The sequence below is a fragment of the Janthinobacterium salmonicoloratum genome (assembly GCF_051380845.1).
Lineage (GTDB): Bacteria > Pseudomonadota > Gammaproteobacteria > Burkholderiales > Burkholderiaceae_D > Janthinobacterium > Janthinobacterium lividum_F.
This window is the reverse complement of record NZ_JBNYXV010000001.1, coordinates 1396765-1408049: the sequence shown is the minus strand read 5'-3', so window position 1 is coordinate 1408049 and position 11285 is coordinate 1396765. Positions and strand designations below refer to the sequence as shown.

The window sequence follows — 11285 nt, the reverse complement described above, 5'->3', positions numbered from 1 at the left end:
TTCTTTGAAAGATGTGAGAGCACTTGAAATCAAGCAAGTCGCCTCCAATTCTTACACAACAACATAAACAACGGAGCTGTTATGAGCAACAAAGGGCAACTGTTACAAGACCCATTCCTCAATGCATTACGCAAAGAGCATGTTCCTGTCTCGATCTACCTGGTCAATGGCATTAAATTGCAGGGCCATATCGAATCGTTCGATCAATATGTCGTATTGCTGCGCAATACGGTGACACAGATGGTGTACAAGCATGCCATCTCGACAGTGGTGCCGGCCCGTGCCGTCAATCTCAATATTGAATCTGAAGCGGAGTAAAGCGTTGAGCTTGACGGCCCAGCGCCTTTCACCGTCCATCGCCCCCGTCCGCGCCAGCGGCGCTGATGCGTTTGCATCGGCGTCGGCGTCCGCCACAACCAATCTGATGCCATCATGCGCGCGGCACTAGTCGGGGTTGACTTCGGTCACAGCGACTTCGCCGCCAGCATGGAGGAACTCATGCTGTTGTCGCGTTCGGCTGGCGCCGACCCGATTTCCACCATCACGGCCAAGCGTTCCAGTCCCGATTCCGCGTATTTCGTCGGCAGCGGCAAGGCCGATGAAATTGGCGACGTCGTCGTCAACGATGGCCTGGAAATCGTTATTTTTAACCATGCCCTCTCACCTGCACAGCAGCGCAATCTGGAAAAGCGTCTGAATGTGCGCGTGCTCGACCGTACCAGCCTGATTCTCGACATCTTCGCGCAACGCGCCAAGAGCCATGAGGGCAAGCTGCAAGTCGAGCTGGCCCAGTTGCAGCATCTGGCTACGCGCCTGATCCGCGGCTGGACCCACCTTGAGCGGCAAAAGGGCGGTATCGGCTTGCGCGGTCCCGGCGAGACGCAGCTCGAGACCGACCGCCGGCTGATCGGCGACCGCGTCAAGGCCTTGCGCGCCCGCCTGGAAAAGCTGCACAAGCAACGCGAAACGCAGCGCCGCGCGCGCGGCCGCAATCACACATTCTCGGTGTCCCTGGTCGGCTATACCAATGCCGGCAAGTCGACCCTGTTCAATGCCGTGACCAAGGCTGGTGTGTATGTCGCCGACCAGCTGTTCGCCACTCTCGACACCACCTCGCGCCGGGTTTACCTGGGCCAGGAAGTGGGCAATGTGGTGATCTCCGACACGGTCGGCTTCGTGCGCGAATTGCCGCATCAGCTGGTGGCCGCCTTCCGTGCCACGCTCGAAGAAACCATCCATGCCGATTTGCTGCTGCACGTCGTCGACGCCGCGTCGCCGGTGCGCATGGAGCAGATCGAGCAGGTCAACCTGGTCTTGAAAGAGATCGGCGCCGATCATATTCCGCAAATCCTCGTGTGGAACAAGATCGATGCGGCCGGGCTGGAGCCTTCGGTGGAGCGCGACGAATATGCTACGATCAGTCGCGTGTTCGTCAGTGCGCAGAAGGGCAGCGGGCTCGACCTGCTGCGCGATGCGATTGTCGAGATGGCCAGGAAGGCGCCCGGTTCGGCCCACCTGTATCAGAACGACGAAGCACAGCAGGAAGATCAGTTTGACGGTCAGTACGACCAGCACGATGGCGCCGCCCCGGACCAGGACGAAGAGCCTGGCGAGGACGATAGGATTTCCACCCACTCCCAAGTCGGAACACGATAGTTATGCTTGTCTCCCTACTCAAAAAAACAGGCTTGAAGTTGTCCCTGAACGATCCCCGCTGGGGCAATCGCAAGGACGACGGCAAGAAAGCCCAAGAAGGTAAAAAGCCCGGCGAAGGTCCGCCGGACCTCGATCAGTTGTGGCGCGATTTCAATCAGCGCCTGAACGCCTTTTTCGGGCAGAAGAACCGTCCCGACAACGGCGGCAATAACAACGGCGGTGGCGGTGGTCCGCGTCCCGACATGAAGGGCGCCGGCATCACCGCCGGTGTGGTCGGCGTGATCGCCGTCTTTATTTGGCTCGCCAGCGGCGCCTTCATCGTGCAAGAGGGCCAGAACGGCGTCGTGCTCACGTTCGGCAAGTACAGCCACACCACGCCGGCCGGTTTCAACTGGCGCTGGCCGTACCCGTTCCAGACCGACGAAACTGTCAACGTGTCGCAGGTGCGCACGGTGGAAGTGGGTTACCGCCAGTCGCTGCGCAACAAGCAGGCCAGCGAGTCACTGATGCTGACGGACGATGAAAACATCATCGACATCCAGTTCGCGGTGCAGTACACCCTGAAAGATCCCGTGGCGTGGCTGTTCAACACGCGCGACCAGGAAGACACCCTGCGCCAGGTCGCCGAAACAGCGATCCGCGAAGTGGTCGGCCGCAGCAAGATGGACTTCGTGCTGTACGAAGGCCGCGAAAAAGTGGCTTACGACACGCAGCAGCTGATGCAGCACATTCTCGACCGCTACAAAGTCGGCGCCGTCATCACCAACGTGACGATGCAGGCCGTGCAGCCGCCGGAGCAGGTGCAAGCCGCCTTCGACGATGCCGTCAAGGCCGGCCAGGACCGCGAACGCCAGAAGAATGAAGGCCAGGCTTACGCCAACGACGTCATTCCAAAAGCCCGTGGCGCCGCTTTCCGCCTGATGGAGGAAGCCGCCGCGTACAGCGCGATGGTGACCGAGAACGCCGCGGGTAATGCCTCGCGCTTCAAGCAGGTGCTGGTCGAGTACCAGAAGGCGCCGGTCGTCACGCGCGACCGCATGTATCTGGAAACGATGCAGCAAGTGTTCAGCAGTGCCAGCAAGGTGATGGTCGACGCAAAGACGGGCAGCAATCTGCTGTACCTGCCGCTCGACAAATTGATCGCCCAGACTGCTGCCACCGACGCTGCCGCTGCCGCCGCCCGTGCTGCCGCGACACCCGCAGCCAACACTGTTTTGCCACAGGAAGCCATGCCGACAGTAGAAGTCAATACGCGCCGCTCTTCGCGTGAACGGGAGAGTCGCTAATGAACCGTATCGTAGCCGCCCTGATCGCGGGCTTTATCGCGATCATGCTCTTGTCCTCGACCGTGTTCGTGGTCGACCAGCGTAAGTATGCGGTCGTCTTCGCCCTTGGCGAAGTCAAGGAAGTCATCAGCACGCCGGGCCTGTATTTCAAGCTGCCGCCGCCGTTCCAGAACGTGCTGTATCTGGACAAGCGCATCCTGACGCTGGACACGCCGGAGCCGGAACGCTTCATCACGGCCGAGAAAAAGAACATCCTCGTCGACGCCTACGTGAAATGGCGCATCGCCGATCCACGGCTGTATTTCCGCAGCTTTGGCGGCGATGAAAAGCCGGCCCGCAACCGCATGTCGCAAATCGTCAAGGCAGCGCTGAACGATGAAATCACCAAGCGCACCGTGCGCGAAGTGATCTCGGGCCAGCGCGGCAAGGTGATGGAAGCGATCCTGGCGAAGGTCTCGGCGGAAGCCAAGGCGATCGGCGTGGAAATCGTCGACGTGCGCCTGAAACGCGTTGACTACGTCGAGCAGATCAACAACTCCGTGTACGAGCGCATGAAGTCCGAGCGCGTGCGCGTGGCCAATGAGCTGCGTTCGACCGGTTCGGCCGACTCCGAGAAAATCCGCGCCGACGCCGACAAGCAGCGCACGGTGATCCTGGCCGAAGCGTATCGCGAAGCCGAGAAGATCCGCGGCGAGGGCGATGCCAAGGCGTCGCAGATCTATGCGGAAGCGTTTGGCAAGAATCCGGAGTTCTACAAGTTTTACCGTAGCCTGGAAGCCTACCGCGCCACGTTCAAGGACAAGGGCGACGTGATGGTGGTCGATCCGAGTTCGGAATTCTTCAAGTACTTCAAGGGCGGCGGCGCAGCCGGTTCGGCCAAGAAATAAGGCAGCATTCAGATTGCACCCGGCCGCAAGGACGGGTGGCAGCAACGGGGCCGGCGTGAATGCCGGCCCCGTTTTTTTGTGCCCGCCATGCTGTTGCGGGACGGCGTAAAATGCAGTGTTTTTAGGGCTGTGCGGCAGCGATTCGGACAACTTATCCCTAAAGGCCCGTGTTTTCGCGTAAAATATCAGGTTCGGCCTCTTGCCTGGCGCGCCCGCCGCTGCCTCGCATGATGCATTTTTTCAACTTTCTTCCGTATCTCGCTCCCTCATGCCGAATTGGCTTTTGCCCGAAAATATTGCCGATGTTCTGCCGTCGGAAGCGCGCAAGATCGAAGAGCTGCGCCGCCTCATGCTGGATAATTTCCGTCTGTACGGATATGAACTGGTCATGCCGCCGCTGCTCGAGTATCTGGAATCGCTGATGACTGGCGCTGGCAAGGATACCGACCTGCGCACGTTCAAACTGGTCGACCAGCTGTCGGGTCGCATGCTCGGCCTGCGTGCCGACATGACGACGCAAGTGGCGCGCATCGACGCCCATCTGCTCAACCGTGCCACCGTCACCCGCCTGTGCTACGCCGGCAGCGTGCTGCATACCCGTCCGTCGGGTTTGCACGCCACCCGCGAACCGCTGCAGATCGGCGCCGAAATCTATGGCCACGCCGGCCTGGAAGCGGACGCCGAGATCCAGGAACTGGCGCTCGCTTCGCTGGCACTGGCCGGTTTCGATAGCGTGCGCCTGGATTTGTCGCACGTTGGCCTGTTGCGCGCTATCATTGCGCAAGACGCCGCTGCCGTGCGCGACGAAGCTGCGCTGTACACCTTGCTGCGCGCGAAAGATGCGCCGGGCCTGCGTGCGCTGACGGCTGGCTATGACGCCGTGACGCGCGATGCGCTGCTGGCCTTGCCTGGTCTGTACGGCGACATCGACGTGCTGGCGCGTGCGCGCGAAGTGCTGCCGCCGCTGCCGGGCGTGCTGAAGGCGCTGGCCGAACTGGCCGCGCTGGCCGCGACTGTGGAAACTAAGGCCCTGGGCCGCGCCGAAGTGGCGATCGACCTGGCCGACCTGCGCGGCTACCAATATGAAAGTGGCGCGATGTTTGCGCTGTATGTACCTGGCTTGCCGAACGCGGTTGCGCGCGGCGGCCGTTATGACCACGTCGGCGAAGCGTTCGGCCGGGCACGTCCCGCGACCGGCTTCTCGCTCGATTTGCGCGAACTGGCGCGCCTGTTGCCGACCGCGGAACGGAAGCATTCGATCCGCGCGCCGTGGGGCAGCGCGCCAGAATTGAAGGAAAAAATCGCCGAGTTGCGCAAGGCGGGCGAGGTCGTGATCCAGAGTATGCCGGGTCACAGTAATGAACAAGACGAGTTCGAGTGCGATCGCGTGCTGGTACTTGCCGATAATGGTAGTAGCTGGATTCTTAAAAACTTAGGTTGAGTGATGTCAAAGAAAATTATGGCAAAGAACGTTGTTGTCATCGGCACCCAATGGGGCGATGAAGGTAAAGGCAAGATCGTCGATTGGTTGACCGATCACGCTCAAGGTGTGGTGCGCTTCCAGGGCGGCCACAATGCAGGCCACACGCTGGTCATCGGCGGCGTCAAAACTGCGCTGCAGCTGATCCCGTCGGGCATCATGCGTCCAGGCGTCGCCTGCTACATCGGTAACGGCGTGGTCGTTTCCGTGCCGGACGTGCTGCGCGAAATCGACAAGCTCGAAGCCGTCGGCGTCGAAGTCGCCTCGCGCCTGAAAGTGTCGGACGCCGCCCCGGTGATCCTGCCTTACCACTCGGCACTCGACCTGGCCCGTGAAGCTGCGCGCGGCGCGGCCAAGATCGGCACCACCGGCAAGGGCATCGGCCCGGCCTACGAAGACAAGGTAGCGCGCCGCGCCATCCGCGTCGCCGACCTGCTGAACGAGAGCCGTTTCGCTGAAAAACTGGCGGAAAACCTCGATTACCACAACTTTGTGCTGGAGCACTATCTGAAAGCTCCGCGCATCGATTACCAGAAGACCCTCGACGACGCGCTGGCCTATGTGCCGCGTCTGCGTCCGATGGTCACCGACGTGTCGAGCGCGTTGTACAAGGCGCACAAGGCCGGCGCCAACCTGCTGTTCGAAGGCGCGCAGGGTTCCCTGCTGGACGTCGACCACGGCACTTATCCGTTTGTCACCTCGTCGAACTGCGTGGCCGGCAATGCCGCCGCCGGTTCTGGCGTCGGTCCTGGCATGCTGCACTACATCCTGGGCATCACCAAGGCTTACACGACGCGCGTGGGCTCCGGCCCGTTCCCGTCGGAACTGCCAACGGATGCTGGCGTCGGCCATCACCTGGCGCAAGTCGGCCATGAATTCGGCACCGTGACGGGCCGTGCCCGCCGCTGCGGCTGGTTCGACGCCGCCTTGTTGCGCCGTTCCGTGCAGATCAACGGCGTGACGGGCATGTGCCTGACCAAGCTGGACGTGCTGGACGGTATCGAAACGCTGAAACTGTGCACCGGCTACACCATCGACGGCGTGGCCACGGACATCTTCCCATCGGGCGCTGAAGAAGCCGCCCGTTGCGTACCTGTGTACGAAGAGATGCCAGGCTGGACGGAAAGCACGGTCGGCGCGAAATCGCTGGCGGCCCTGCCAGCAACAGCCCGCGCTTACATCAAGCGCATCGAAGAACTGGTCGGCGTGCCGGTGGACATGGTTTCGACCGGTCCGGATCGTGAAGAAACGATCGTGTTGCGCCACCCATTCGAGTAAGCTGCTGGACACAATCCGCCGCAAGGCGGATTTTTTTAATCACGCTAATAATAAGATTCCACTATCATGACTACCCCACAATCGAACGATCAACATCTCTGGGTCAACTGGGAAGAGTATCACCGCCTGATCGAGCGCCTGGCGCTCAAGGTCTACGAATCGGGCTGGAAATTTGACCAGGTATTGTGCCTGGCGCGCGGCGGCGTGCGTCCTGGCGACGTGTTCTCGCGCATTTTTGATTTGCCGTTGGCCATCCTGTCGACCAGCTCCTACCGCGAAGACGCGGGCACGGTGCGCGGCGACCTCGATATCGCCAAGTACATGACCATGACCAAGGGCCCGCTGGCTGGCCGCATCCTGCTGGTCGACGACCTGGCCGATTCGGGCGTCACACTGGACAAGGTCACGCGTCACCTGAAGGAAAACTTCCCTGACGTGACCGAAGTCAAATCGGCCGTGATCTGGCTGAAGGGCTGCTCCGTCGTGCGTCCCGACTACTTCCTCGACGAGCTGCCGCACAACCCGTGGATCCACCAGCCATTCGAAGACTACGACGGCCTGCGTCCGCACCAGCTGGCGGCGTGGATCAAGAAGGGCGAAGCAGGCAAGTAATTCGCTTGCACTCTTGCTAAAAAAAGACGATCGTGTATCGTCTTTTTTTTCGTCCAAGGAAATGCGATGACCATACTGACGACGGCGCGCCTGCGCCTGGAACCGATTACCGAAAACCACTACGAGCGCATGCGCACGCTCAACACCGATCCCGAGGTGATGACGTACCTGAACGCGGGACAGCCTGAAGCGGAAGAGGACACGCGCGCCGCCGTTGCGCGGCTGGTGGGGCGCTGGGCCGAGTGGGGCTATTCCTGGTGGGCGCTGATCCGCCTCGATGACGGCGAGATGGTGGGCATGGCCTGCCTGCAGCACCTCGATGGCGACAAAAATAAATCGCATGAAATCGGCTGGCGCCTGGCGCGCACGGGCTGGGGGCAGGGCTATGCCAGCGAGGCGGCCGCCGCCATCGTCGCGCATGCCTTCGACGTCGTCGGCGCACCCGAAGTGGTGGCCGTGGCGCACCCGGACAATGCCGCCTCGATCAAGGTCATGACGCGCCTGGGAATGCAATATGTGGGCATGGAGCGCCATTACGACATCGACAGCGTCGTGTACCGCCTGGCGCGCCCATGACGGCAGCGCAGAAGCCCCTGAAGCTGGGCTGCAGCTACGGCGTGCGCTTTTCACCGGATGGCACGCGCCTGGCCGTGCTGGGGCGCGACCTGGTCCTGTGGGACGTGGCGGCGCGGACCAAGCTGTGGCGCGGAAAATTCATCGCGCACATGTCGGGCATGGCATTCTCGCCTGACGGCGGCCGGCTCGCCATCAAGAGCACGACGGGCCAGTTGGCCGTGGTGGATGCCGGGGCGGGCCAGTTGCTGGTGAACTTCCAGAACAAAAAGGATGGCGAAGGCTGTGGTCCCGCGTGGTCGCCGTGCGGCCGGTATCTGGCCGACGGCGGCTGGGATGGCCGTCTGCGGGTGCGCGACGCACAAACGGGCGAGGCGCTTTTCACGCAGGTGCATCCGGGCGAGATGCTGCGGGGTGTCTGCGCCATCGATGGCGGGCGGCGTTTGCTGGTCCAGCATGGCGTCAAATCGGTGGACGAGGGGCAGGTGCAGCCGCCTGATTACTGCAGTGTATGGGACTGGCCCTTGCAAGACGGTGGCGGGCGCAGGGTGCTGTCGCTGCCAGGCTTGAAGTCCTGCGCGCCATCGCCGGACGGAGCGTATCTGGCCGTGCTGCACCACGCCGGTGGCACGGAGTTCCTGTCCATGTACGCGCTGGCCGACGGCCACTGTCTGGCCAAGGTGGCCGTGGAGGCGGGCGGCGGCACGGGTAACGGCTTGCGCTGGCTGTCCGACGGCAGCGCGCTGGGACGCGTCGGCAAGGGCAAGCTGCTGTTTTACGGCTGGCCCGGGCTCGGCGTGCTGGCGCAGAAAGATTTTATCTATCCCTGCGCGCTGGACTTTTTGCCTGGCTCGCCACTGGCCGCCATCGGCTCCTGGGAATCTGGCATGCTGATGGACCTGAACCTTCACAAGGAAACCGCATGATCACCTGTTATTTGCGTTACATCATCGACCCGTATAAATTGCGGGAATTCGAAGCTTACGGCAAGCTGTGGATACCGCTGGTCGAACGTTTCGGCGGCCAGCACCACGGCTACTTTTTACCGTCCGAAGGCGCCAGCAACGTCGCGCTGGCCATGTTCTCGTTTCCCAGCCTGGCCCTGTACGAACGGTACCGCAGCGACTCGATGCAGGATGCCGAGTGCCAGGCCGCTTTCCGCTATGCCGAAGAGACGCGCTGCATCGTCAGCTACGAGCGTAGCTTTTTCCGCCCCGTGTTTGGCTGAACAGGGTCAATCGCGCTGCGGAGCACCCAGGGGGAAGAGGTGGCGGTATGGGCGCGCCTCTTCCACCGCCCGGGCGAACGATGGGCGGGCCAGCAGGCGCGCGCGGTAGGCGCGCAGCATGGGCAGCGTTGCGGGAATCGGCTGGGTCCAATCCGCATAGAACAGCGAGGGGGCGGCGGCGCAGTCGGCCAGGCTGAAGTGTTCGCCGGCGGCCCACGTCTTGCCGGCCAGGTGGGCTTCCAGCCAGGCGTAGGCGAGGTCCAGCTTTTCTCCGGCAAACGCGCGGCCCTCCCGGGTCTTCGGCGGGTCGCCAGTCAGGGCGGCGCCGACGGCATGCTGTACTTGTGTCATGACGTGCAGGTCGAAATAGCGGTCGAGAAAACGCACTTCCAGCGCCTGTATCGGATCGTCCGGCAGCAGGCGCAGCGGGCCGGGATGGGCCAGTTGCAGGTATTCGATGATGATGCTGGTCTCGGCGACGCTGCGCTCCCCGTCCACCAGCAGCGGAAATTTGCGCAGCGGCCAGCGTTCCAGCCACTGCTGCAGGTGTTGCGGCATGTCCGGTGCCAGGCAGCAGAAGGTGAACGGTATGGCGTTTTCGTACAGGGCGATGAGCACCTTCTGCGTGTACGAGGAAAAGGGGTGGCCGTAGAGTATCAGCGACACGGTGGGATCTCCTGTGCAAGGTTGGCAACACGCGCGTGCTGCAACGATAGTGCAATGACAGGATCAATGCAAGCGATCCGGGCCGTTCGTGCGCCTGCCGTTCCCGCTTGCATCCGTGTCCCGTCCGCCGCCTAGCCGAGGTTCGCCAGGTAGCGCAATCCCGTGATGCTGGGGAAGAAGCAATACACGCCACCACGCGTGATGACGCTGCGCGAGAAATGCTGCAGTGTGGTATTGCCGCTGCCCTTGGGGCCCACCCCGGGCAAGGTGAAGGAACTGACGGCCGGGTCGTTGATGCCCAGGAATACGTCCTGGCCGCTGATGTTGAGCGTGGCATTGCCCGCCTCGGGACCGGCCGGGCCGACGGCCGATTTGACGAAGGCATCGTCATTGTTCCATTGCTTCATCAGGAATTCGAACTGATTGCGCAGGCTGGCATTGATGAAATAGCCGACCAGGCCGCGCTGCGCTGCGATGGGGGCGGCCGGATCATATTCGCTACCGTAGGGCATGGCGCGCCGCACGATGCGGTGGTGGCGGGCGGAGGCGCCCACAACGGCTTCGTCGCGCGGATTGTTGCGGCGGATATGCGAGCCGATCGGGCATTTCAGGCCCAGCGTGTCGTCCAGTTCCGGCTGTTCATCGACATAGTGAAAGCGGTTCAGGCTGGCGTCCGGCAGCACGGGGCCCGCCTCGTCCGGCCGGAGCACCAGCGGATTGCCGTTGCGCCAGCGCCCGCACATCTTGGCGGCCACCATTTCGGTGCTGAGCCCGGAACTGGCCGCGCCCTGGCTCAGGATGCTGTCGAACAGGGGCACGTCCTGCTCCAGGATGCGGAAGGCGGCATAGCTGCCATTGGTGGACAATTGCGGCGGCTGCACCTGGTAGGTACCACCGTTTTCATTCTGATAGCCGAGCAGGAATTCCCCCGTCATGACACTGTTGAGCGGGTCAGGTTCGTGCTCGCGCTTGCGCGGCGGGGCGCCATCGACGTCCGGCTGGGCGATGTTGTCGCGGTAGCCGAAATGCACGCGGTTGCCTGGCAGGGCCACGCCGTCGTGCGCATACAGTTCACGCCAGCCGGCGGCAAAGGCGCTACGTAGTTTGGCTGATGTTGCCTGCAGCACTACCTCCGATTCGCTGACCCATAGGCTCAGCAGCGCATGCACCTGCTCATTCTCGGTGGCCGGTCCCAGGTTGCCAAGCCAATGTGCGGGGGCGCTGTCGCCCACGTCGCCCACGGCAGCGATGCTGAGCGGATCGGTGGCGCCGCGTTGAAATGCTTGGTCAAAGGTGGCCAGGTCGGCCGCACTGACTCCCAGCACAGACAGGCCGGGAGCGGTAAAGCTGAGGTTCAGGAAGCAGGGCGGCTTGGGGTGGATGTGCCGCGCGGTGGTAATGGACGGCAGTCCGTCGCTGCCGTCGAGCAGGGCCGCGATGGTGCGCCGTGCCTGCGCGGCATCCGTGATGCTGAAGATGAAATGGCGCGCAAGGTTGACGCGGTAGCCGCGCAGGATCGTGCCTTGCACGTCGTCGTAATCGATGGTGGGATCGGCCATGCTGTCTCCGGGGGCTGGGGTGGTGGCTGGCAGGGTGGTGGGGCCGCTTGCGCAGCCCCG

The 11285-nt window shown here is 62.6% G+C and carries 12 protein-coding genes; 10 read left to right on the top strand and 2 right to left on the bottom strand.

What is annotated here, in order from left to right; genetic code table 11:
- Positions 1 to 81: 81 nt before the first annotated feature.
- The 10 genes from hfq (at position 82) to ACQ4WY_RS06540 (ending at position 9000) form a co-directional block, all read left to right on the top strand.
- A complete protein-coding gene (gene hfq, locus ACQ4WY_RS06585; RefSeq protein WP_008450615.1) occupies positions 82 to 318 on the top strand; it encodes an RNA chaperone Hfq in 237 nt (78 codons plus the stop codon).
- A gap of 114 nt (positions 319 to 432) precedes the next feature.
- Positions 433 to 1656 carry a GTPase HflX gene (hflX, locus tag ACQ4WY_RS06580; protein ID WP_436503301.1) on the top strand — a complete coding sequence of 408 codons (1224 nt, stop codon included), beginning with the start codon at positions 433 to 435 and terminating at the stop codon, positions 1654 to 1656.
- A 2-nt stretch (positions 1657 to 1658) separates the two neighbouring features.
- The gene (hflK, locus tag ACQ4WY_RS06575) at positions 1659 to 2942 is read left to right on the top strand and encodes an FtsH protease activity modulator HflK (protein ID WP_353660672.1); all 1284 of its coding nucleotides are present in this window, start codon (positions 1659 to 1661) and stop codon (positions 2940 to 2942) included.
- Positions 2942 to 3829: a protease modulator HflC gene (hflC, locus tag ACQ4WY_RS06570; RefSeq protein WP_034752023.1), complete on the top strand. Its 888-nt coding sequence runs from the start codon at positions 2942 to 2944 to the stop codon at positions 3827 to 3829. Before hflK ends, hflC begins: the two co-directional genes overlap by 1 nt.
- Positions 3830 to 4097: 268 nt before the next feature.
- The gene (locus tag ACQ4WY_RS06565) at positions 4098 to 5270 is read left to right on the top strand and encodes an ATP phosphoribosyltransferase regulatory subunit (RefSeq protein ID WP_436503300.1); all 1173 of its coding nucleotides are present in this window, start codon (positions 4098 to 4100) and stop codon (positions 5268 to 5270) included.
- A gap of 3 nt (positions 5271 to 5273) precedes the next feature.
- Positions 5274 to 6587, top strand: coding sequence for an adenylosuccinate synthase (locus ACQ4WY_RS06560; RefSeq protein ID WP_034789024.1), 1314 nt, complete (start codon positions 5274 to 5276; stop codon positions 6585 to 6587).
- 66 nt (positions 6588 to 6653) lie between these two features.
- Entirely contained in the window at positions 6654 to 7199 is a 546-nt protein-coding gene (locus ACQ4WY_RS06555) for a phosphoribosyltransferase (RefSeq protein ID WP_034752020.1), read from the top strand.
- 66 nt (positions 7200 to 7265) lie between these two features.
- Positions 7266 to 7775 (top strand): GNAT family N-acetyltransferase, encoded by a 510-nt coding sequence (locus ACQ4WY_RS06550; RefSeq protein ID WP_436503299.1) that lies wholly within the window; start codon positions 7266 to 7268, stop codon positions 7773 to 7775.
- Positions 7772 to 8698: a WD40 repeat domain-containing protein gene (locus ACQ4WY_RS06545; RefSeq protein ID WP_436503298.1), complete on the top strand. Its 927-nt coding sequence runs from the start codon at positions 7772 to 7774 to the stop codon at positions 8696 to 8698. Before ACQ4WY_RS06550 ends, ACQ4WY_RS06545 begins: the two co-directional genes overlap by 4 nt.
- Complete coding sequence (locus tag ACQ4WY_RS06540) at positions 8695 to 9000, top strand: NIPSNAP family protein (protein ID WP_436503297.1); 306 nt, start codon at positions 8695 to 8697, stop codon at positions 8998 to 9000. Before ACQ4WY_RS06545 ends, ACQ4WY_RS06540 begins: the two co-directional genes overlap by 4 nt.
- 6 nt (positions 9001 to 9006) lie before the next feature.
- Here ACQ4WY_RS06540 and ACQ4WY_RS06535 read toward each other — a convergent pair whose 3' ends face one another.
- Positions 9007 to 9666, bottom strand: a complete 660-nt coding sequence (locus tag ACQ4WY_RS06535) for a glutathione S-transferase family protein (protein WP_436503296.1) — start codon at positions 9664 to 9666, stop codon at positions 9007 to 9009.
- Positions 9667 to 9797: 131 nt separating this feature from the next.
- A complete protein-coding gene (locus ACQ4WY_RS06530) occupies positions 9798 to 11225 on the bottom strand; it encodes a Dyp-type peroxidase (protein ID WP_353660677.1) in 1428 nt (475 codons plus the stop codon).
- Positions 11226 to 11285: the final 60 nt, after the last annotated feature.

Excerpts from the sequence above, each read along its gene's own strand:
- ACQ4WY_RS06540 (WP_436503297.1), top strand. The coding sequence starts at position 8,695 with ATGATCACCTGTTATTTGCGTTACATCATCGACCCGTATAAATTGCGG.
- hflC (WP_034752023.1), top strand. The coding sequence starts at position 2,942 with ATGAACCGTATCGTAGCCGCCCTGATCGCGGGCTTTATCGCGATCATG.
- ACQ4WY_RS06550 (WP_436503299.1), top strand. The coding sequence starts at position 7,266 with ATGACCATACTGACGACGGCGCGCCTGCGCCTGGAACCGATTACCGAA.
- ACQ4WY_RS06555 (WP_034752020.1), top strand. The coding sequence starts at position 6,654 with ATGACTACCCCACAATCGAACGATCAACATCTCTGGGTCAACTGGGAA.
- hflX (WP_436503301.1), top strand. The coding sequence starts at position 433 with ATGCGCGCGGCACTAGTCGGGGTTGACTTCGGTCACAGCGACTTCGCC.
- ACQ4WY_RS06565 (WP_436503300.1), top strand. The coding sequence starts at position 4,098 with ATGCCGAATTGGCTTTTGCCCGAAAATATTGCCGATGTTCTGCCGTCG.
- ACQ4WY_RS06545 (WP_436503298.1), top strand. The coding sequence starts at position 7,772 with ATGACGGCAGCGCAGAAGCCCCTGAAGCTGGGCTGCAGCTACGGCGTG.
- ACQ4WY_RS06560 (WP_034789024.1), top strand. The coding sequence starts at position 5,274 with ATGTCAAAGAAAATTATGGCAAAGAACGTTGTTGTCATCGGCACCCAA.
- ACQ4WY_RS06530 (WP_353660677.1), bottom strand. The coding sequence starts at position 11,225 with ATGGCCGATCCCACCATCGATTACGACGACGTGCAAGGCACGATCCTG.
- hfq (WP_008450615.1), top strand. The coding sequence starts at position 82 with ATGAGCAACAAAGGGCAACTGTTACAAGACCCATTCCTCAATGCATTA.
- hflK (WP_353660672.1), top strand. The coding sequence starts at position 1,659 with ATGCTTGTCTCCCTACTCAAAAAAACAGGCTTGAAGTTGTCCCTGAAC.